Origin of the sequence: Enterobacter cloacae complex sp. IR5412, assembly GCF_049237385.1 — a bacterium.
Lineage (GTDB): Bacteria > Pseudomonadota > Gammaproteobacteria > Enterobacterales > Enterobacteriaceae > Enterobacter > Enterobacter intestinihominis.
In genome coordinates, this window is record NZ_JBMKHQ010000022.1 from 24,114 (window position 1) to 45,116 (window position 21,003).

A 21,003-nucleotide genomic window follows, 5' to 3' on the forward strand; every position below is an offset into this window, starting at 1 on the left:
TTGCGTATCTCGTTGCACTCAAATTCCAGCTCTTTCGTAACCTTGCGCTCTGGCAACAGGCGCTGGTGGTGATGTTGTTGTCGCTCGCTGCGGATATCGTTGTTTTCTGGGCAGAGTTTTTAGTGATCAACGTCTCTTTCCGACCGGAAGTGTTCTGGAGTAGTGTAGTAAACGGTGTGCTCTGGCCGTGGCTGTTCCTGCTGATGCGTAAAATTCGCCAGCAGTTTGCCGTGCAATAAAAGGTTTCTATGACGTCTTTGTATCTTGCCTCCGGTTCTCCGCGTCGCCAGGAACTGCTCGCGCAGTTGGGTGTATCCTTCGAACGCATCGTTACCGGTATCGAAGAAAAACGTGCTGAGGGCGAAAGCGCTCAGCAGTATGTCTCCCGTCTGGCGCGTGAAAAAGCGCAGGCGGGCGTTGCATGCGTGCCGCGTGACTTACCGGTGCTGGGGGCCGATACCATCGTCATCCTCAATGGTGAGGTGCTTGAGAAACCCCGCGACGCAGACCATGCTGCGCGGATGCTGCGTAACATGTCCGGACAAACCCATCAGGTGATGACGGCGGTAGCGCTGGCAGACAGCCAGTACGTTCTGGATTGCCTTGTGGTAACGGAAGTGACGTTCAGAGTCCTCACCGACGAGGAGATCGCCGGCTATATCGCCAGCGGTGAACCTATGGATAAAGCAGGTGCATACGGTATTCAAGGGTTGGGTGGCTGTTTTGTCAGGAAGATAAATGGCAGCTATCACGCCGTAGTCGGCTTACCGCTGGTGGAAACGTATGAGTTGCTGAGCAATTTTAACTCACTGCGTGAGGGAAGGGATAATTATGACGGCTGAATTGTTGGTAAACGTAACGCCATCGGAAACCCGTGTGGCCTACATTGATGGTGGCATTCTTCAGGAAATTCATATTGAGCGTGAAGCGCGGCGCGGAATCGTAGGCAATATCTACAAAGGTCGTGTCAGTCGTGTACTGCCGGGTATGCAGGCGGCTTTTGTAGATATTGGGCTCGATAAAGCGGCGTTTTTGCACGCCTCCGACATCATGCCGCATACCGAATGCGTGGCAGGCGAAGAGCAAAAACAGTTTGCCGTGCGCGACATCTCTGAGCTGGTGCGTCAGGGCCAGGATCTGATGGTGCAGGTGGTAAAAGATCCGCTGGGCACCAAAGGCGCGCGTCTGACCACCGACATCACCCTTCCTTCACGTTATCTGGTCTTTATGCCGGGGGCGTCGCACGTCGGCGTGTCACAGCGTATTGAGAGCGAAAGCGAGCGTGAACGCCTGAAAAAGGTGGTCAGCGCCTACTGCGACGAGCAGGGCGGGTTTATTATCCGTACCGCAGCGGAAGGGATCAGCGAAGAAGACCTGGCCTCGGATGCGGCCTATCTGAAGCGCGTCTGGACCAAAGTGATGGAGCGTAAAAAACGCAACCAGACCCGCTACCGGCTGTACGGTGAGCTGGCGCTCGCTCAGCGCGTATTGCGTGATTTCGCCGATGCGCAGCTCGACCGAATCCGCGTGGACTCGCGTCTGACGTACGAAGCCTTACTGGAGTTCACCGCCGAGTACATCCCGGAAATGCCGGGGCTGCTGGAGCATTACACCGGACGCCAGCCGATATTTGATCTCTATGACGTTGAAAACGAAATCCAGCGTGCGCTGGAGCGTAAGGTTGAGCTGAAATCGGGTGGCTATCTGATCATCGATCAAACCGAAGCGATGACCACCGTCGACATCAACACCGGCGCGTTTGTCGGCCATCGCAACCTCGATGACACCATCTTTAATACCAATATAGAAGCGACGCAGGCCATCGCACGCCAGCTTCGCCTGCGTAATCTGGGCGGTATTATCATCATCGACTTTATCGATATGAATAATGAAGACCACCGCCGTCGCGTGCTGCACTCCCTGGAGCAGGCGCTGAGTAAAGATCGCGTGAAAACCAGCATCAATGGCTTCTCGCAGCTCGGTCTGGTGGAAATGACCCGGAAACGGACCCGCGAAAGCGTGGAACATGTCCTGTGTAATGAGTGTCCAACCTGCCATGGACGCGGAACGGTAAAGACGGTGGAGACGGTCTGCTACGAGATCATGCGTGAGATTGTCCGTGTCCATCATGCCTACGACTCAGACCGTTTTCTGGTCTATGCTTCCCCTGCGGTGGCAGAGGCCCTGAAAGGGGAAGAGTCGCACGCGCTGGCGGAAGTGGAAATCTTTGTCGGCAAACAGGTAAAAGTGCAAATTGAGCCGCTCTATAACCAGGAGCAGTTTGACGTCGTCATGATGTAAACGCAGTTCGCTGCGAGATTTAAGGCTGACAAGGAGAGACGCGTGAGGCGATTGCCGGGGATTTTACTGCTTACAGGGGCAACGCTGGTCGTGATTGTCGCGTTGCTCGTGAGCGGGCTGCGTCTCGCCTTGCCGCATCTGGACAGCTGGCGGCCGCAGATCCTGGCAAAAATCGAATCTGCCACCGGTCTGCCGGTGGACGTGAGCCATATCGAGGCAAGCTGGCAGAACTTTGGCCCGACGCTTGATGCACGGGATATCAGCGCCAGCCTGAAAGATGGCGGCCATCTTAAAATCAAACGCGTCACCCTGGCGCTGGATGTCTGGCAAAGCCTGCTGCATCTGCGCTGGCAGTTTCGCGATCTCACCTTCTGGCAACTTCAGTTGATGACCAACACGCCGCTGCAAAGCGGCGACAGCGATCGTGGGCTGGAAACCAGCCGTATCAGCGATCTCTTCCTGCGGCAGTTCGATCATTTCGATCTCCGCGACAGCGAAGTGAGCTTTATAACCCTTTCCGGACAGCGCGCTGAGCTGGCGATCCCACAGCTGACCTGGCTAAACGGGAAAGATCGCCACCGCGCCGAGGGGCAGGTGAATCTCTCCAGCCTGAACGGGCAGCACGGCGTTATGCAGGTGCGGATGGATCTGCGCGACGACAATGGCCTGCTGAACAACGGCAGGGTGTGGCTACAGGCGGACGACGTGGACGTGAAGCCGTGGCTGGGTGAGTGGCTACAGCAGAACATGCAGCTGGAAACCGCGCGCTTCAGCCTGGAAGGCTGGATGACCCTGACGAACGGGGCATTCGCCAGCGGCGATATCTGGCTTAAGCAGGGGGGCGCGAGCTGGAAGGGGGAAAACCATCAGCATCAGCTTTCCGTCGATAACCTCACCGCACACGTGACGCAGGATAAAGGCGGCTGGCAGTTCGCTATTCCGGATACGCGCATCTCCATGGATAACAAACCCTGGCCGCGCGGCGCGCTGACGCTGGCGTGGATGCCGGAGCAGGACGTCGGCGGTATAAACGGTAAACGCAGCGATGAGCTGCGTATCCGCGCCAGTAACCTGGATCTGACGGCGATCGAAGGGCTGCGTTCAATGGCCGCAAAACTCTCCCCGGAGCTGGGCGAAATCTGGCTGGCGACGCAACCGAGCGGGCAGATAAACCGGCTGGCGCTGGATATTCCGCTCCAGGCCACGGAAAAGACGCGTTTTCAGGCGGCATGGAAAAATCTCGCATGGAAACAGTGGAAGCTGCTGCCGGGTGCCGAGCACTTCAGCGGTAAACTGGAAGGAAGCGTGGAAAACGGCAGGCTGACGGCAGAAATGCAGGAAGCAAAAATGCCGTACGAAACGGTCTTCCGTGCGCCACTGGAGATCGAAAAGGGAAACGCCACTCTTAACTGGCTGAAGAATGACAAAGGTTTTCAGCTCGATGGTCGCGATATTGATGTAAAAGCCAAAGCGGTACATGCCCGCGGTAATTTCCGTTATCTACAGCCTGAAGGCGATGAGCCGTGGCTGGGCATTCTGGCAGGCATAAGCACAGATGACGGTTCGCAGGCGTGGCGCTACTTCCCGGAAAACCTGATGGGGAAAGCGCTGGTAGACTATCTCAGCGGCGCCATTCAGGGCGGTCAGGCGGATAACGCCACGCTGGTCTACGGCGGCAATCCGCACCTGTTCCCGTATAAGCATAACGAAGGCCAGTTCCAGGTTCTGGTGCCGCTACGCAACGCCACCTATGCCTTCCAGCCGGACTGGCCCGCGCTGAAGAATCTGAATATCGAACTCAACTTCCTGAATGACGGCTTGTGGATGAAGACGGACAGCGTTGCGCTGGGCGGCGTAACAGCAAGCAACCTGACGGCAAACATCCCGGATTACTCCAAAGAGAAACTGCTGATTGATGCGGATATTAATGGGCCGGGTAAAGCGGTTGGCCCATATTTTGAAGATACGCCGCTGGATGACTCCCTGGCGGCCACTCTCCAGCAGTTGCAGTTAGATGGTGATGTGAATGCTCGCTTACATCTGGATATCCCGCTCGACGGTGAAATGACCACCGCCAAAGGCGACGTTCGTCTGAACAATAACAGCCTCTATATCAAGCCGCTGGACAGCACGCTGAAAAACCTTAGCGGTCAGTTCAGCTTTGTTAACGGCAATCTGAAAAGTAAGCCGCTGAAAGCGACCTGGTTCAATCAACCCGTCAATATCGATTTCTCCACCACCGAGGGCGATAAAGCCTACCAGGTGGCGGTCAATATGGACGCGAACTGGCAGCCGTCACGCATGGATGTTCTGCCGAAGCCGATTGAGAATGCGGTGGACGGCGCGGTGTCATGGAATGGCAAGGTCGCCATCGACCTGCCTTATCATGCCGGTGCGCGCTATAACGTCGACATTACGGGCGATCTAAAAAACCTCAGTAGCCAGCTTCCCGCACCGCTGAACAAGAAAAGCGGTGAAGCACTGCCCGTCAACGTTAAGGTTGCGGGCAACCTTAACAGCTTCGATTTAACCGGAAACGCTGGCGGAACAAACCACTTCAACAGCCGCTGGCTGCTTAACCGCAAGCTGACGCTGGACAGGGCGATCTGGACGACGGACAGCCGTACCACGCCGCCGCTGCCGGAGCAGGCGGGCATTGAACTGAATCTCCCGCCGATGGATGGCGCAGAGTGGCTGGCACTGTTTCAGAAAGGTGTCGGGCAAAACGTCGACCAAACGGCGCAGTTCCCGCAGTCCATTACCTTGCGCACGCCTGCGCTGACGCTGGGTGGGCAGCAGTGGAACAACCTGAGTATTGTCTCCCGGCCGACGGTGAACGGCTCAAAGGTCGAGGCGCAGGGGCGTGAAATTAACGGTTCGTTGACGATGCGCGATAACGCGCCATGGCAGGCGGCTATCCGTTATCTCTATTACAACCCGACCTTTACGGCGTCTAAAACACAGTCGACAAGTACGTCTCCTTTCAGCAGCAGTGGAACGTCGCGCGTGGATTTCAGCAACTGGCCCGATCTCCAGCTGCGCTGTGCGGAGTGCTGGCTGTGGGGACAGAAATATGGCCGTATCGACGGTGATTTTGCTATTCAGGGCAATACGCTGAGCCTCTCTGGTGGGCTGGTGGATACCGGCTTTGGCCGCATGACCGCCGCTGGCGAGTGGGTGAACAAACCGGGTGAACAGCGCACCTCGCTGAAGGGCGATATTAAAGGCAACAAGCTGGACTCCGCGGCTAACTTCTTTGGGATCAGCACGCCGCTTCGCGGATCGTCCTTCGATGTGAATTACGATCTGCACTGGCGCGCGGCACCGTGGCAGCCGGACGTTGCCTCGCTGAACGGTATCCTCAGAACCCGTTTTGGTAAGGGACAAATTGCCGATGTTAGCACCGGTCATGCAGGGCAAATACTGCGCCTGCTGAGCTTTGACGCGCTGCTGCGCAAGCTGCGCTTCGATTTCAGCGATACCTTCAACGACGGTTTCTATTATGACTCCATTCGCGGAACGGCCTGGATCAAGGACGGCGTGATGCATACCGATGATACGCTGCTGGACGGCCTGGAAGCGGACATCGCCATGAAAGGATCAGTGAACCTCGTGCGCCGGGAGCTGGATATGGAAGCGGTTGTTGCCCCGGAAATCTCCGCTACAGTGGGTGTTGCTACCGCTTTTGTGGTCAATCCGATAATCGGCGCGGCGGTATTTGCCGCCAGCAAAGTGCTGGGGCCGCTCTGGAGCAAAGTCTCGATTCTGCGCTACCGCATTACGGGCCCAATCGATAAACCGCAGATTAATGAAGTGCTGCGCCAGCCGCGCAAAGAAGCACAGCAATGATTTGACGTGGGCAGGTAATTGCCTCACTCTCAATAATATTGATTTTATACCGCCACTGGCGGCAACGAACGAGTAGCAATACGATGAGTCTGAACCTGGTAAGTGAACATTTGCTCGCAGCTAACGGCCTGAGCCATCAGGACCTGTTCTCCATTCTTGGTCAACTGACCGAACGCCGCCTCGACTACGGCGATCTCTATTTCCAGTCGAGCTATCACGAATCCTGGGTTTTAGAAGACAGTATCATTAAAGATGGTTCTTATAACATTGACCAGGGCGTCGGCGTGCGCGCCGTCAGCGGCGAAAAAACCGGTTTTGCTTATGCAGACCAGATAAGCCTGGCCGCGCTGGAGCAGAGCGCGCAGGCGGCGCGAACCATTGTGCGTGATACCGGCGACGGTCGCGTGAAAACCCTGGGTGAAGTGCAGCACGCTGCGCTTTATACCAGCATCGATCCACTGCAAAGCATGAGCCGCGAAGAGAAGCTGGACATCCTGCGTCGCGTGGACAAAGTGGCTCGCGCGGCGGACAAACGCGTGCAGGAAGTCTCTGCCAGTCTGAGCGGGGTCTATGAGCTGATTCTGGTGGCGGCGACGGACGGTACGCTGGCCGCCGACGTGCGTCCGCTTGTGCGCCTCTCTATCAGCGTGCAGGTGGAAGACGACGGCAAGCGCGAGCGCGGCTCAAGCGGTGGCGGCGGTCGTTTTGGCTACGACTGGTTCCTCGGCGACGTTGACGGCGAAGCGCGCGCGGATGCGTGGGCAAAAGAAGCCGTGCGCATGGCGCTGGTCAACCTGTCTGCCGTGGCGGCACCTGCCGGTACGCTGCCGGTGGTTCTGGGCGCAGGCTGGCCTGGCGTGCTGCTGCACGAAGCGGTCGGTCACGGCCTGGAGGGGGATTTCAACCGTCGCGGGACGTCCGTATTCAGCGGTCAGATGGGGCAGCTAGTCTCCTCCGAACTGTGTACCGTGGTGGATGATGGCACCATGCTCGACCGTCGCGGCTCGATTTCTATCGACGATGAAGGCACGCCGGGCCAGTACAACGTGCTGATCGAAAATGGCGTACTGAAAGGTTACATGCAGGACAAGCTTAACGCGCGTCTGATGGGCGTTGCGCCAACGGGTAACGGTCGTCGCGAATCCTACGCACACCTGCCGATGCCGCGCATGACCAACACCTACATGCTGCCGGGTAAATCCACGCCGCAGGAGATTATCGAATCCGTTGATTACGGGATCTTCGCGCCGAACTTTGGCGGCGGCCAGGTGGATATCACCTCCGGTAAATTTGTCTTCTCTACCTCAGAGGCGTATCTGATTGAGAAGGGCAAAGTGACCAAAGCGGTGAAGGGCGCAACCCTGATTGGCTCTGGCATTGAGGCCATGCAGCAGATTTCCATGGTGGGTAACGACCTGAAGCTGGATAACGGCGTGGGCGTTTGCGGCAAAGAGGGCCAGAGCCTGCCGGTAGGCGTGGGCCAGCCAACCCTGAAGGTTGATAACCTGACGGTGGGCGGCACGGCGTAATTTTTTCATTTTCCCCTCACCCTAACCCTCTCCCCAACGGGGAGAGGGGACTGCTCCGTGCCGTCTTTTCTCCCTCGCCCCTTTGGGGAGAGGGGACTGCTCCGTGCCGTCTTTTCTCCCTCGCCCCTTTGGGGAGAGGGCCGGGGTGAGGGGGGAGGCCTACTCTTTCCTTCTTCCCCGCATCCCCTGAAACAGCTCTGCCACTTCCACAAAATAGTCCGTCAGATAGTTAATACAGACCTGCACCTTCAGCGGCAGCTTGTCCTTTTCGGTATAGAGCGCGTACACCGGGCGCGGATCCGACTGGTAGCGCGGGAAGAGGATCTCCAGTTCGCCGCTGTTGATCTCGTTGATCACCCACATCAGCGGCACGTAGGCGATCCCGGCCCCGGCCACCAGCCAGCGTGAGATGGTCATCGGATCGTTGGTCACGAAACGGCCTTCAGGCAGCAGTTTGGTGGAAAGCCCTTCTGGCGCGATCAATTCAAATTCGTTATCTGGGCGAACGCTGTATTCCAGCCACGAGTGGTTGCTCAGGTCGGCAGGTTTTTCCGGTACGCCATACTGTGCCAGATAGCTTTTCGAAGCGCAGACCACCATCGGCATGCTGCCCAGTCGACGCGAGAACAGGCTCGAGTCCTGCAATGCGCCAACGCGGATCACCACGTCTAACCCATCGGCAATCAGATCCGGTGCCGGAATACCCGTTACCAGATTAACGGTTAAACCGGGATACTCTTTCAGCATTTCCGCCGTCATGGCAGCGAGAACATTTTGTGCCATAGTTGAAGAACACCCGATACGCAGCGTGCCGATAGGCGTGTTGTTAAAGGCGTAGAGCTGCTCGTGAACATCCTGCACTTCATGCAGCATTCGACGGCAGCCCTGATAGTAAATTTTACCCGCTTCCGTCAGCCCAATGCTGCGGGTGCTGCGGTTGAGCAGCTTCACCTGGAGCTCATCTTCCAGTTTTGACACTGTCTGGCTAATGGATGAGACGCTCATTTGTAGCTGACGTGCTGCGGCGGTAAAAGAGCCTTGCTCAACCACTTTCGCAAAGACGGACATGCGTTTTAGACGTTCCATTATTCACTCTGGCTTAAAAGTGATTTAGATCACATATGATAGATAACAGCATAACAGTTACGTTAATATATTATTAATTACATAACGGCTGCGCCACTCTCGCCCGGCAATTCATGCTCTCCTGCGGCGGCGTGAGCTTAATAATCCAGTAACCTGCATCTCTTTAATCAAGGTCAACATGAGTCTGTTTCCCGTTATCGTGGTGTTCGGTCTGTCGTTCCCACCGATATTTTTCGAGCTTCTTTTATCACTGGCGATCTTCTGGCTGGTGCGCAAGGTGCTGGTCCCTACCGGGATTTATGATTTCGTCTGGCATCCTGCATTGTTTAATACCGCGCTGTATTGCTGCCTGTTCTATTTAATATCGCGCATGTTTGTCTGAGGTTGATGTGAAAACGCTAACAAGAAAAATCTCCCGCACTGCCATCACTATGGCGCTGGTCATCCTGGCGTTCATCGCTATTTTTCGCGCCTGGGTTTATTACACCGAATCCCCGTGGACGCGCGATGCGCGTTTCAGCGCGGAGGTGGTCGCGATAGCGCCCGATGTCGCCGGTCTCATTACGGCGGTCAATGTCCACGATAACCAGCTGGTGAAAAAAGATCAGGTACTGTTCACTATCGACCAGCCGCGCTATCAAAAAGCGCTGGAAGAAGCGGAAGCCGACGTAGCGTATTACAACGCGCTGGCCGCTGAAAAACGCCGTGAAGCAGGACGTCGTAACAAGCTGGGCATCCAGGCCATGTCCCGGGAAGAGATTGATCAGTCCAATAACGTGCTGCAAACCGTGCTGCATCAGCTGGCAAAAGCGCAGGCGACGCGCGATCTGGCGAAGCTCGATCTGGAACGTACCGTTATCCGCGCCCCGTCCGATGGCTGGGTAACCAACCTCAACGTCTATGCGGGTGAGTTTATCACGCGCGGCTCTACGGCCGTGGCGCTGGTGAAACAGAACTCTTTCTACGTCCTCGCCTATATGGAAGAGACCAAGCTGGAAGGCGTGCGTCCGGGCTATCGCGCCGAAATCACGCCGCTCGGCAGCAACCGGGTCCTGAAAGGAACCGTGGACAGCGTGGCCGCGGGGGTGACCAACGCCAGCAGTACCAATGATTCAAAAGGGATGGCGACCGTCGATTCTAACCTCGAGTGGGTTCGTCTGGCGCAGCGCGTACCGGTACGCATTCGTCTGGATGAGCAGCAGAGCAACCTCTGGCCCGCAGGCACCACGGCGACGGTAGTGATCACCGGTGAAAAAGACCGTGATGCCAGCCAGGATTCTATCTTCCGTCAAATCGCCCATCGCCTGCGCGAGTTTGGTTGATCGCTATGGGCATTTTTTCCATCGCCAGCCAGCACATCCGCTTCGCCGTGAAGCTGGCATGCGCCATTGTGCTGGCGCTGTTTGTTGGCTTCCATTTCCAGCTTGAAACGCCGCGCTGGGCTGTTCTGACCGCCGCGATCGTCGCCGCCGGTCCTGCCTTCGCGGCGGGTGGCGAGCCTTACTCCGGGGCAATTCGCTATCGCGGGATGCTGCGTATTATCGGTACCTTTATCGGCTGTATCGCCGCCCTGACCATTATCATCCTGATGATCCGCACGCCGCTGCTGATGCTGATTGTATGCTGTATCTGGGCGGGTTTTTGCACCTGGGTCTCTTCGCTGGTGAAGGTGGAGAACTCGTACGCCTGGGGCCTGGCGGGATATACCGCGCTGATTATTATCATCACCATTCAGAGTGAACCGCTGCTTGCTCCGCAGTTCGCCGTGGAACGTTGTAGCGAGATTGTCATTGGTATCGTCTGCGCGATTGTCGCCGATCTGCTTTTCTCTCCGCGATCCATCAAGCAGGAAGTCGATCGTGAGCTGGACGCGCTGATTGTTGCCCAGTACCAGCTCATGCAGCTGTGCATTAAGCACGGCGACAGCGAAGAGGTCGACAAGGCCTGGAGCGCGCTGGTGCGCCGCACGCAGGCGCTGGAAGGGATGCGCAGTAATCTCAATATGGAGTCTTCCCGCTGGGAGCGTGCCAATCGTCGTCTGAAAGCGATCAATACCGTCTCGTTAACGCTGATCACCCAGGCGTGTGAAACCTACCTGATTCAGAACACTCGCCCCGAAGTGGTAACGGATACCTTCCGCGAACTGTTTGATGAGCCTGTGGAGACGGTGCAGGACGTGCATCGACAGCTTAAACGCATGCGTCGTGTGATTGCCTGGACGGGCGAACGGGATACGCCAGTCACCATTTATACCTGGGTTGGCGCCGCAACGCGCTACCTGCTTCTTAAACGCGGCGTGATTAGCAACACCAAAATCAGTGCGGCGGAAGAAGAGGTGTTACAGGGCGAAGTGGTGATCAAACCGGAATCCGCCGAGCGTCATCATGCGATGGTTAACTTCTGGCGTACCACCCTGGCCTGTATACTCGGCACGCTGTTCTGGCTGTGGACCGGCTGGACATCCGGCAGCGGCGCGATGGTGATGATTGCCGTCGTTACCGCGCTGGCGATGCGTCTGCCCAACCCGCGCATGGTCGCTATTGATTTTCTGTACGGCACCATTGCGGCGTTACCCATTGGCGCGCTCTACTTCCTGGTAATCATCCCCTCGACGCAGCAAAGCATGCTTTTGCTCTGTATCAGCCTGGCGGTGATGGCGTTCTTTATCGGGATTGAGGTACAAAAACGCCGTCTGGGATCGTTAGGTGCGCTGGCGAGTACGATTAACATCCTCGTGCTGGATAACCCGATGACCTTCCATTTCAGCCAGTTCCTGGATAGCGCATTAGGCCAGCTGGTGGGCTGTTTCCTGGCGATGATGGTGATCCTGCTGGTGCGGGATAACTCTCAGGCGCGGACAGGGCGCGTGCTGCTCAATCAGTTTGTGTCGGCCGCCGTATCGTCCTTGACCACCAACACCGCGCGGCGCAAGCAGAACCACCTTCCGGCCCTTTACCAGCAACTGTTCCTGCTGTTGAATAAATTCCCGGGCGATGTCGCTCGCTTCCGTCTGGCGTTAACCATGATTATCGCGCACCAGCGTCTGCGGAACGCGCCAGTGCCGATCAACGACGATTTGTCCGCTTTCCACCGCCAGCTACGGCGAACGGCGGACCATGTGATATCGGCATCCAGTGATGACAAACGTCGCCGCTACTTTAAGCAACTGCTGGAGGAGCTGGATATCTACCAGGAGAAACTGCGAGTCTGGGAAGCGCCGCCGCAGGTTACCGAGCCGGTAGAGCGGCTGGTGTTTATGCTGCACCGCTACCAGAATGCGCTGACAGACAGCTAACGAAGAGAAAACCGACGCCAAAAGCGTCGGTTTTTTTGTGGCTATACTTATTCTTGCAGGTTCAAACATTCAGGAAGGGAGGACACATGACAACCCAGGCTCTTCAGGACAGTATTCTTTTTCAGACCGGGTATCTGGTTAACGGTATCTGGAAAACACTCGACACCACGTTTGATGTGCTAAACCCGGCCACGGGCGAGGTGGTTGCGAAAGTGGCGAAAGCAGGGAAAGCCGAAACCGAAGAGGCCATTGCGGCCGCGACGAAAGCCTTTCCCGCATGGCGCGCAAAAACGGCAAAAGAGCGTTCCGCGATCCTCTATCGCTGGTATGAACTAATTATCGAGAACAAAAGCTGGCTCGGGCGGCTGATGACCACCGAGCAGGGCAAGCCGCTGAAAGAGGCTGAGGGCGAGGTGGACTACGCTGCCAGCTTTATTCAGTGGTTTGCGGAGCAGGCCAAGCGCGCTAACGGTGAAATCATTCCTCCGGTTAAACCCGGCTCCCGTATTCTGGCCACTCGTGAACCTGTTGGGGTGGTTGCTGCTATCACGCCATGGAATTTCCCGATGGCTATGCTCACCCGTAAGCTCGGCCCGGCGCTGGCAGCAGGGTGTACCGGCGTCATCAAGCCTGCAAACAACACGCCGCTGAGCGCCTTTGCGCTGCTGACGCTGGCGAAGCAGGCCGGTGTGCCGGATGGTGTGCTGAATGCGGTCGCGGGGAGCACCTCAGAAATTAGCGACGCCATTATGGCCAGCCATGACGTGCGCAAAATCTCGTTTACGGGGTCAACCGCCGTCGGGAAAACGCTGGTTCGCAATTCCGCTGAGACCATGAAAAAGGTATCGATGGAGCTGGGCGGCAATGCGCCGTATATCGTTTTCGAGGACGCGGATATTGAGGCCGCCGTCAAAGGCGCCATCGCCAATAAATTCCGTAACGCCGGGCAGGTCTGCGTCAGCGTAAACCGTTTCTATATTCAGGAGACGGTCTATGACAAGTTTGTCAATCAGCTTGCCGATGCGGTGAAGGCGCTGAAGGTGGGTAACGGTCTGGACGAGGGCGTCGTTATCGGCCCGCTGATTGAGCCTTCGGCTGTCGAGAAAGTCCGTGAGCACGTCGAAGATGCGGTAGCGAAGGGGGCCACGGTGCTGGCTGGGGGTAAACCGCACGAACTTGGCGGCAACTTCTGGATGCCAACCGTGCTCGGTGACTGCCATGAAGGCATGAAGCTGGCAGAAGAGGAGACCTTTGGTCCCGTTGCCGCCTGCTTCCGCTTCACGTCGGAAGACGAAGTGGTTATGCGCGCTAACAATACGCCTTACGGGCTGGCGGCCTACTTTTATACCCAGAATCTCTCGCGTGTGTTCCGCGTCTCACAGGCCATTGAGAGCGGCATGATCGGAATTAATGAATGTGCGGTCTCGACCGAGCTGGGTCCGTTTGGGGGCGTAAAAGAGTCCGGGCTGGGACGCGAGGGGTCCGTGCTGGGGCTGGAGGAGTTTCTGGTAGTTAAAACCCTGCATATCGGGGGCTTATAATAGACAGGGCGGCATCTGCCGCCCGCCTGTACCGGGTGGCTGGCAATGAAAATTTATACCTTTGATTTTGACGAAATTGATAGTCAGGAAGACTTCTACCGCGAGTTTATCCGGGCGTTCGACCTGGAGCGGGGCAGCGTAAACAATCTTGATATGCTGTGGGATGTGGTTACCGGCGACAGGCTGCCGTTACCGCTGGAGATCGAATTTACCCATCTGCCTGAAAAACTGCGCAGACGCTTTGGCGCATTGATTTTATTGTTTGATGAAGCGGAGGAGGAGCTGGAAGGGCAACTGCGTTTCAACGTGCGTCAGTGATAAAAAAGCCCCTGACCGGGAGGTCAGGGGCAAGTCGTATGATGAGATACGACGAGGGTTTATTTGTACAGTTCTGCGGTAGCGTGCCAGTGGTCGCCACTGCGCGCTTCGATGATGCGATAAGATGACGCACCCTGTTCTTCCACTTTTTTGTTCAGCATTTCGTGCATGTCCATCGGAGAAGTACCGATGGCACCAACAGAAACGGTCCCGATAGCCTGACGGGATTGTGCCTGTTCGTCGTTAATAGTGTCGGCTGCAAACGCACCGAATGACAGGACTGACAGTACGCTCAGGGCAGCTACAGTGGTTTTAATTTTCATGATTATTTACCTCGTCAATTATTTTACTGGGGTCTTTGTTCTGTGACCCTCATCACAAAATCAAGTATACACTAATCACGGAAAAAATTAATACCAGACTAATGGTTTCGCCTGTTATTACGTGTTAAAAACATCATTTTTTATAACGGGAATGAATAAAAAAGGGCGTTACTCTGCAGGCGTTATGATTTTTTCTTATGTAAATCAATTGGATAGGTGGCTTTGATTTTTAGTGCGATTTTACGGCAGATCATTCACTGAATGAATGTTAACAGGCGGTAAAAAGCACTATTTGCAAAAGCAGCAGGCAGAGAAAAGCAGGGTAAAACGAGGCGGCAGCAGAATGATCCCCGCAGCCAGGCGCTACGGGGCAGAAGATTACAGCTCCTGTTCGAACAGGACCAGAATCGCTTCGTAGAGGTCTTTCACCGAGAAACCATTTGCCGGGGTCGTAAAAATGGTGTCATCGCCGGCGATGGTCCCGAGGATCCCCTCTGCTTTACCCAGCGAGTCCAGCAGGCGGGCAATCAGCTGGGCTGCACCCGGGCTGGTGTGGATCACGACCACGGCATCGTTATAGTCAATGTCCAGAACCAGGTTTTTCAGCGGGCTGGAGGTCGTTGGCACGCCAAGTTCAGCAGGCAGGCAATAAACCATCTCCATTTTGGCGTTGCGCGTACGCACTGCACCAAACTTGGTTAACATGCGGGAGACCTTCGACTGGTTGATGTTGTCGAAGCCTTGCTCCTGCAACGCCTGAACAATTTCTCCCTGAGAACTGAATTTCTCTTCTTTGAGTAGCGCTTTAAACGCTTTCACTAATTCTTCTTGCTTAGACGAGCTTCGCATAAGTCACCCGGAATATGACGATAGAAACAACATTATTATGCATGTGGATGAATTTTTATGCAAATTATCTACCTGGCACCAGGCTGAAATAATGTTATGAAAGGGAGAGATTTTATCAGATTTCGTTATCAGAAAACATGCCTGGGTCACGCCGCGCAAATAAGCTTAAAAGTAAATTAAATGTTATCAAAATGATGTTGTTTTGGTGGCGTGGCAGGGTGTATTGTAACCCCCTCTTAATTCGTTGTTGCCCACAGCCTGATAGCATTCGGGTGAAGGTCAAAGACGTGCGACCTCAAATTCTTTAGCGATGAAAATTGTAATTAATGACGTGCTGAATTATGGTCGCCGCAACGGAGTTACAGATACTTAAGTTAACCATAATAAGGAGTTTAGGATGAAAGTCGCAGTCCTCGGCGCTGCTGGTGGTATCGGCCAGGCGCTTGCCCTACTACTGAAAACCCAACTGCCTTCAGGCTCAGAACTCTCCCTGTACGATATTGCTCCGGTAACCCCAGGTGTGGCGGTTGACCTGAGCCACATCCCGACAGCTGTGAAAATCAAAGGCTTCTCCGGTGAAGATGCGCGTCCTGCGTTGCAGGGTGCCGATGTGGTGCTGATCTCCGCGGGTGTTGCACGTAAACCGGGTATGGATCGTTCAGACCTGTTCAACGTCAACGCGGGCATCGTGAAAAACCTGGTTCAGCAGATCGCTGAAACCTGCCCGAAAGCGTGCATCGGTATCATCACCAACCCGGTGAACACCACCGTTGCCATCGCAGCAGAAGTGCTGAAGAAAGCGGGCGTTTACGACAAGAACAAACTGTTCGGCGTAACTACGCTGGATATCATCCGTTCCAATACCTTCGTGGCTGAGCTGAAAGGCAAGCAGCCAACGGAAGTGGAAGTGCCGGTTATCGGCGGACACTCTGGCGTGACCATCCTGCCTCTGCTGTCGCAGATCCCGGGCGTGAGCTTCACCGAGCAGGAAGTGGTTGACCTGACCAAACGTATTCAGAATGCAGGCACCGAAGTGGTGGAAGCGAAGGCGGGTGGCGGTTCTGCAACCCTGTCTATGGGCCAGGCGGCGGCGCGTTTCGGCCTGTCTCTGGTTCGCGCGCTGCAGGGCGAGAAAAACGTGGTTGAATGCGCTTACGTAGAAGGCGACGGTGAACACGCGCGCTTCTTCTCTCAGCCGCTGCTGCTGGGTAAAAACGGCGTTGAAGAGCGTAAGTCTATCGGCACGCTGAGCGCGTTTGAGCAAAACGCGATGGAAGGCATGCTGGATACGCTGAAGAAAGACATCACGCTGGGCGAAGAGTTCGTTAACAAGTGATCTTGTCCCGGTAAAAAAAACGGAGCGCTAAGCTCCGTTTTTTTATGCCCGTCAGTTAGTGGCCGGGTATTCCTGGATGGTGACCTGAATCGTGAGCTTCTTGTCATTACGCATGACTTCTACGGGGATGATAGAGCCCGGTCGAATTTCCGCCACCTGGTCCATCGTTTCAAGCGCAGAGACCGCCGGCGTGCCGTTGACGGAAAGAATAACGTCGTTCACCTGGATACCTGCATTGGCCGCCGGGCCGCCAGGTGCCACTTCGTTGACCACAATCCCCTGGATCTGATCGATACCACCGCCCTGCGTATGCATCGGCGCGATTTCACGCCCGCCAATACCGATGTAGCCACGGATCACGCGGCCATCGCGGATCAGCTTGTCCATGATCTTGGTCGCCAGCTGGAACGGAATGGCAAAGCCAATCCCTTCCGGTGTTTCACCATCGTTGCTCTTGTCAAAGGAGAGGGTGTTAATGCCCATCAGTTCGCCCAGAGAGTTCACCAGCGCACCGCCGGAGTTACCGTGGTTGATCGAGGCATCGGTTTGCAGGAAGTTCTGCCGCCCTGACGGGTTCAGTCCGATTCGACCTGTCGCGCTGATGATCCCCTGAGTGATGGTCTGGCCCAGGTTGTACGGGTTACCGATCGCCAGCACCACATCGCCGATGTGCGGCGTTCGTTTGCGATTAATCGGGATAGTCGGCAGACCGCCCGTGGCGTTGATCTTCAGCACCGCCAGATCGGTCAGGCTGTCCGACCCCACCAGCAGGGCTTCAAACACGCGGCCATCCTGCAAGGCGACGATAATCTGGTCGGCATCGTTGATCACGTGTTTATTGGTGATGATGTAACCCCGGTCATCCATGATCACACCGGAACCGAGCGTGCGGATCTCCAGCTGGTTATGAGCGGAACTGTTAAGCCCGCGGTTATAGACGTTAACCACGGCGGGGGCGGCACGGCGTACCGCCTGATTGTACGTTGCAGGCGTTTCATCCGTGCTGTCGAACTGAGGAGCCGACAGTTTGTTGAACTGGCGTAAAGATGGCATAGCCACCAGCAGCAGACCGGCAACGATCAAACCAATGACAATTGAACGAAAGAGCTTTAAAAGCATGATGCGTGTGTCGTTAAAAAAGGAACGGTTTGCAGCATAACATGAGTTATCCGGACATCACACGCAGCGGCGATGCCCGGAGTCGCAAATGGTTAACGCAGTAAAATGTAGAGGGTGTCGTTGCCACGGATAATTTGCAGGGCAATGACCGCCGGTTTACTCTCCAGCACCTTACGCATTTCGGCAATAGACTGCACGCGAGTGCGGTTCACACCCACGATCACGTCGTCCTGATGTAAACCTGCCTGCGCGGCTGGACTGCTTTTCTCAACGGCAGTGACAGAAATGCCTTTCGTGCCGTCTTTAAGCTGACCGTCGCTCAGCGTTGCGCCCTGTAGCGCCGGGGAGATCTGTTCTGCACTGGCGGAAGAGGAGGTGCTCTTGTCCAGTGTCACTTCCACGGTCAGCGGTTTGCCCTCGCGGATCAGGCCCAGCTTCACTTTAGCGCCAGGCTCCGTGGTGGCAATACGCGAACGTAATTCAGCGAAGCTGCTCAGCGGTTTATCGTTCAGGCTGACAATAACGTCACCGGATTTCACGCCCGCTTTCGCAGATCCTGAGTTGGGCAGCACTTCGCTGACAAACGCCCCGCGCTGGACGTTGAGCTTAAAGGCTTTGGCGATATCAGCGCTCATCTCCATGCCTTTAATGCCCAGCAGCCCGCGCTTAACCTCGCCAAACTGTATCAGCTGTTGAGACAGGGTTTTCGCCATGTTACTCGGAATGGCAAAACCAATCCCGATGCTGCCGCCGCCTGGTGCGAGGATAGCGGTATTAATGCCGATCAGTTCGCCGTTCAGGTTAAGCAGCGCACCGCCGGAGTTGCCCCGGTTGATGGAGGCATCGGTCTGGATGAAATTTTCCAGCCCTTCGAGATTCAGGCCGCTGCGCCCCAGGGCAGAGACAATCCCGGAGGTGGCGGTCTGCCCTAAACCGAACGGATTACCGACCGCGACGGCAAAATCACCCACGCGCAGCTTATCGGAATCGGCGATGGCGATCTGGGTCAGGTTGCTGGGGTTTTGCACCTGTAGCAGGGCGATATCACTCTGATCGTCACCGCCGATCAGTTTGGCGTCAAACTCCCGGCCATCGTTCAGCTGAACGCTGATTTTATCAGCCTGGCTGATCACGTGGTTATTGGTCAGGATATAGCCTTTGGCCGCGTCGATAATCACGCCCGAACCAAGGCCTTCAAACGGCTGAGCCTGCTGATCCGGCGCCTCTTCGCCAAAATATTTCTTCAGCTCTTCGGGAATACGCTGGCTTTGGCGTGCCGTCCCTTCCACCTGAACGCTGACTACCGCAGGCAGGACTTTTTCAAGCATCGGCGCAAGGCTGGGAATGGCTTCTTGTCCTGGCACCTGCGAAGGCAGTGCCGCACTGGCGGGGAAGGACGCCGAGAGAGATAACCCGACACTTAACGCTAAGGCGCTCAACAGCTGGTTTTTTTTCTTCATCGATGCTGACTCTCGTATCCTGGAATGAAAAAGAACGGCCCCAAAAACATCTTGATGTTATTGAATTTTCAACCGCTGAACAATGGAGGTGTTTGACTAAATAATAGCTGGGGACGGGAAGAAAGGACGGGCGCATAAGGTGCGCCCGTAAAATTTATTCAGGTTGTGCGATTAATCGCGTTTTACGCCACCGCGCAGCAGGCCGGACGCGCCGTCTGAATAGTCGCGTGGCATCTGAACCGGTGCCTGATCGTTACCGGCCTCAGAGTCCGCCAGACGATTGCGGAAGGGGTTGCTCTCCGCGGTCATTTCCGGCAGCAGGCTGCTGGAGCTTTTCGCCATGTGCTGGTAGAGCTGGCGATAATCTGTCGCCATGTTGTCCAGCAGCTCAGCGCTACGGGCAAAGTGGCTGACCAGCTCTTCGCGGTATTCTTCCAGTTCGGCTTTGTTCTTTTCCAGTTCGTATTGCAGTGACTGCTGCTGACGCAATTTGCGGTTACCGAAACGCATGGCCACAGCACCAATGATGATGCCGACGACTAAACCGATTAGCGCATATTCCCAGGTCATGAACTTCTCCCGTTGTCTTGTTGTTCCGTAGGGTGTTGGCTCGGCTCCTGCCTGTGCCTGATTATGCCACTATAACCGCTATTTCCGCAGAAGTGGAATCCTGACGTATCATCGCGTAGTGTAGAACGGCCTTTTTTTCATCAGCCACGACCGCTGATGAGGTTTAACTAAAGGAATAACAATAACATCATGCAAAACCTGTCCCCATCATCGCGTTACCAACTCGCCCTGAGTGAGGGCACACACCAGCCGGATGATGTCCAGCGTGAAGCGGTAAACCGCCTGGACACGATTTACCAGGAGCTTCTGGCGAAACCCGCCGATGCGATGCAGAGCAGTGGGCTGAAGGCGGCATTCGGCCGTTTACTGGGCAAAAAAGAGCCCACGGTAAACGCACCGGTTCGTGGCTTATATATGTGGGGCGGCGTTGGGCGGGGTAAGACCTGGCTGATGGACATGTTCTACCAGAGCCTGCCCGGCACGCGTAAGCAGCGTCTGCACTTTCACCGTTTTATGCTCCGGGTCCATGAAGAGCTGACGGCGCTCCAGGGCGAAACCGACCCGCTGGAAATCGTGGCGGACCGCTTCAAGGCGGAAACGGACGTACTCTGCTTCGACGAATTCTTTGTTTCCGATATTACGGACGCGATGCTGTTGGGGGGGCTGATGAAAGCGCTGTTTGCGCGTGGGATCACCCTGGTGGCGACCTCAAATATCCCGCCGGATGAGCTTTATCGCAACGGTCTCCAGCGGGCGCGTTTCCTGCCAGCCATAGATGCCATTAAGCAGCATTGCGACATCATGAATGTCGACGCTGGCGTCGACTATCGTTTGCGCACGCTGACGCAGGCGCACCTGTGGCTTTCACCGCTGAATGCCGACACATCCCGCGAGATGGATAAACTCTGGCTGGCGTTGGCAGGGGCGCCGCGGGATAACGCGCCAGCGCTGGAGATTAATCATCGTCCGTTGCCGACGCTTGGCGTAGAGAACCAGACGCTGGCCGTCTCGTTTGCAACGCTCTGCGTGGACGCCCGCAGCCAGCATGACTACATTGCGCTTTCGCGTCTGTTCCATACCGTTATGTTATGGGATGTGCCCGTCATGACCCCACTCATGGAGAGCGAAGCGCGCCGCTTCATCGCGCTGGTGGACGAGTTTTATGAGCGCCACGTCAAGCTGGTAGTCAGTGCCGAGGTGCCTTTATATGAGATCTATCAGGGCGAGCGCCTGAAGTTTGAGTTCCAGCGCTGCCTGTCGCGCCTGCAAGAGATGCAGAGCGAAGAGTACCTCAAGCGTGAGCATATGCCATAAATGCTACCCTCTCCCCGTGGGCTGAGGGATCCCCAGTAATTTTTTTATGCAGAAGCAATAAAGTTGCTTTCTAAATGACTGAGGGCTGTCAGCGATGCCCTGGTCCGGCTGTA

Annotated in this window: 18 protein-coding genes; 12 read left to right on the forward strand and 6 right to left on the reverse strand. The window is 55.8% G+C overall.

Annotated features, from left to right (window positions below; all coding sequences use genetic code 11):
- The 5 genes from mreD to tldD all read left to right on the forward strand — a co-directional run.
- Window positions 1–239 (forward strand): rod shape-determining protein MreD (gene mreD / locus ACOTX2_RS23730; protein WP_421625997.1); only part of this gene is annotated, 239 nt, incomplete at its 5' end.
- Window positions 240–248: 9 nt separating this feature from the next.
- Window positions 249–842, forward strand: coding sequence for a Maf family protein (locus ACOTX2_RS23735; protein ID WP_003860403.1), 594 nt, complete (start codon window positions 249–251; stop codon window positions 840–842).
- Window positions 832–2,301: a ribonuclease G gene (gene rng, locus ACOTX2_RS23740; RefSeq protein WP_003860405.1), complete on the forward strand. Its 1,470-nt coding sequence runs from the start codon at window positions 832–834 to the stop codon at window positions 2,299–2,301. The genes ACOTX2_RS23735 and rng overlap by 11 nt, the downstream gene beginning before the upstream one ends.
- Before the next feature lie 42 nt (window positions 2,302–2,343).
- Window positions 2,344–6,150 carry an AsmA2 domain-containing protein YhdP gene (yhdP, locus tag ACOTX2_RS23745; RefSeq protein WP_048966787.1) on the forward strand — a complete coding sequence of 1,269 codons (3,807 nt, stop codon included), beginning with the start codon at window positions 2,344–2,346 and terminating at the stop codon, window positions 6,148–6,150.
- 83 nt (window positions 6,151–6,233) lie between these two features.
- Window positions 6,234–7,679 (forward strand): metalloprotease TldD, encoded by a 1,446-nt coding sequence (tldD, locus tag ACOTX2_RS23750; protein WP_022649562.1) that lies wholly within the window; start codon window positions 6,234–6,236, stop codon window positions 7,677–7,679.
- A 159-nt stretch (window positions 7,680–7,838) separates the two neighbouring features.
- Here tldD and aaeR read toward each other — a convergent pair whose 3' ends face one another.
- Entirely contained in the window at window positions 7,839–8,765 is a 927-nt protein-coding gene (aaeR, locus tag ACOTX2_RS23755) for an HTH-type transcriptional activator AaeR (RefSeq protein ID WP_022649561.1), read from the reverse strand.
- A 178-nt stretch (window positions 8,766–8,943) separates the two neighbouring features.
- On the opposite strand from aaeR, the gene aaeX reads away from it, so the two are divergent.
- From aaeX to ACOTX2_RS23780, 5 genes are all read left to right on the forward strand, one after another.
- Entirely contained in the window at window positions 8,944–9,147 is a 204-nt protein-coding gene (gene aaeX, locus ACOTX2_RS23760; protein ID WP_003860416.1) for a p-hydroxybenzoic acid efflux pump operon protein AaeX, read from the forward strand.
- A gap of 7 nt (window positions 9,148–9,154) precedes the next feature.
- On the forward strand, window positions 9,155–10,087 hold the full coding sequence (aaeA, locus tag ACOTX2_RS23765) for a p-hydroxybenzoic acid efflux pump subunit AaeA (RefSeq protein ID WP_023298740.1): 933 nt from the start codon (window positions 9,155–9,157) through the stop codon (window positions 10,085–10,087).
- Window positions 10,088–10,092: 5 nt separating this feature from the next.
- Entirely contained in the window at window positions 10,093–12,060 is a 1,968-nt protein-coding gene (aaeB, locus tag ACOTX2_RS23770) for a p-hydroxybenzoic acid efflux pump subunit AaeB (protein WP_023298739.1), read from the forward strand.
- A gap of 86 nt (window positions 12,061–12,146) precedes the next feature.
- Window positions 12,147–13,601: an NAD-dependent succinate-semialdehyde dehydrogenase gene (locus ACOTX2_RS23775; protein ID WP_063148468.1), complete on the forward strand. Its 1,455-nt coding sequence runs from the start codon at window positions 12,147–12,149 to the stop codon at window positions 13,599–13,601.
- Window positions 13,602–13,646: 45 nt separating this feature from the next.
- Entirely contained in the window at window positions 13,647–13,919 is a 273-nt protein-coding gene (locus ACOTX2_RS23780; RefSeq protein ID WP_022649557.1) for a barstar family protein, read from the forward strand.
- A 59-nt stretch (window positions 13,920–13,978) separates the two neighbouring features.
- Here the strand turns inward: ACOTX2_RS23780 and yhcN are convergent, their stop codons facing one another.
- Complete coding sequence (gene yhcN, locus ACOTX2_RS23785) at window positions 13,979–14,242, reverse strand: peroxide/acid stress response protein YhcN (RefSeq protein WP_100148854.1); 264 nt, start codon at window positions 14,240–14,242, stop codon at window positions 13,979–13,981.
- Between the two features lie 378 nt (window positions 14,243–14,620).
- Entirely contained in the window at window positions 14,621–15,091 is a 471-nt protein-coding gene (argR, locus tag ACOTX2_RS23790) for a transcriptional regulator ArgR (RefSeq protein WP_003860428.1), read from the reverse strand.
- Window positions 15,092–15,488: 397 nt separating this feature from the next.
- Here argR and mdh point away from each other — a divergent pair, with 397 nt between their 5' ends.
- The gene (mdh, locus tag ACOTX2_RS23795) at window positions 15,489–16,427 is read left to right on the forward strand and encodes a malate dehydrogenase (protein ID WP_063148470.1); all 939 of its coding nucleotides are present in this window, start codon (window positions 15,489–15,491) and stop codon (window positions 16,425–16,427) included.
- 51 nt (window positions 16,428–16,478) lie between these two features.
- Here the strand turns inward: mdh and degS are convergent, their stop codons facing one another.
- The 3 genes from degS to zapG form a co-directional block, all read right to left on the reverse strand.
- Window positions 16,479–17,546, reverse strand: coding sequence for an outer membrane-stress sensor serine endopeptidase DegS (gene degS / locus ACOTX2_RS23800; protein ID WP_003860430.1), 1,068 nt, complete (start codon window positions 17,544–17,546; stop codon window positions 16,479–16,481).
- Between the two features lie 92 nt (window positions 17,547–17,638).
- Window positions 17,639–19,006 (reverse strand): serine endoprotease DegQ, encoded by a 1,368-nt coding sequence (gene degQ, locus ACOTX2_RS23805; protein ID WP_022649555.1) that lies wholly within the window; start codon window positions 19,004–19,006, stop codon window positions 17,639–17,641.
- Window positions 19,007–19,177: 171 nt separating this feature from the next.
- Complete coding sequence (gene zapG, locus ACOTX2_RS23810) at window positions 19,178–19,576, reverse strand: Z-ring associated protein ZapG (RefSeq protein WP_022649554.1); 399 nt, start codon at window positions 19,574–19,576, stop codon at window positions 19,178–19,180.
- Between the two features lie 189 nt (window positions 19,577–19,765).
- On the opposite strand from zapG, the gene zapE reads away from it, so the two are divergent.
- Entirely contained in the window at window positions 19,766–20,890 is a 1,125-nt protein-coding gene (gene zapE, locus ACOTX2_RS23815) for a cell division protein ZapE (protein ID WP_063148471.1), read from the forward strand.
- Window positions 20,891–21,003: the final 113 nt, after the last annotated feature.

Coding starts and splice junctions, on each gene's coding strand:
- ACOTX2_RS23735 (WP_003860403.1), top strand. CDS start 249: ATGACGTCTTTGTATCTTGCCTCCGGTTCTCCGCGTCGCCAGGAACTG.
- rng (WP_003860405.1), top strand. CDS start 832: ATGACGGCTGAATTGTTGGTAAACGTAACGCCATCGGAAACCCGTGTG.
- tldD (WP_022649562.1), top strand. CDS start 6,234: ATGAGTCTGAACCTGGTAAGTGAACATTTGCTCGCAGCTAACGGCCTG.
- aaeR (WP_022649561.1), bottom strand. CDS start 8,765: ATGGAACGTCTAAAACGCATGTCCGTCTTTGCGAAAGTGGTTGAGCAA.
- aaeX (WP_003860416.1), top strand. CDS start 8,944: ATGAGTCTGTTTCCCGTTATCGTGGTGTTCGGTCTGTCGTTCCCACCG.
- aaeB (WP_023298739.1), top strand. CDS start 10,093: ATGGGCATTTTTTCCATCGCCAGCCAGCACATCCGCTTCGCCGTGAAG.
- ACOTX2_RS23775 (WP_063148468.1), top strand. CDS start 12,147: ATGACAACCCAGGCTCTTCAGGACAGTATTCTTTTTCAGACCGGGTAT.
- ACOTX2_RS23780 (WP_022649557.1), top strand. CDS start 13,647: ATGAAAATTTATACCTTTGATTTTGACGAAATTGATAGTCAGGAAGAC.
- yhcN (WP_100148854.1), bottom strand. CDS start 14,242: ATGAAAATTAAAACCACTGTAGCTGCCCTGAGCGTACTGTCAGTCCTG.
- argR (WP_003860428.1), bottom strand. CDS start 15,091: ATGCGAAGCTCGTCTAAGCAAGAAGAATTAGTGAAAGCGTTTAAAGCG.
- mdh (WP_063148470.1), top strand. CDS start 15,489: ATGAAAGTCGCAGTCCTCGGCGCTGCTGGTGGTATCGGCCAGGCGCTT.
- degS (WP_003860430.1), bottom strand. CDS start 17,546: ATGCTTTTAAAGCTCTTTCGTTCAATTGTCATTGGTTTGATCGTTGCC.
- degQ (WP_022649555.1), bottom strand. CDS start 19,006: ATGAAGAAAAAAAACCAGCTGTTGAGCGCCTTAGCGTTAAGTGTCGGG.
- zapG (WP_022649554.1), bottom strand. CDS start 19,576: ATGACCTGGGAATATGCGCTAATCGGTTTAGTCGTCGGCATCATCATT.
- zapE (WP_063148471.1), top strand. CDS start 19,766: ATGCAAAACCTGTCCCCATCATCGCGTTACCAACTCGCCCTGAGTGAG.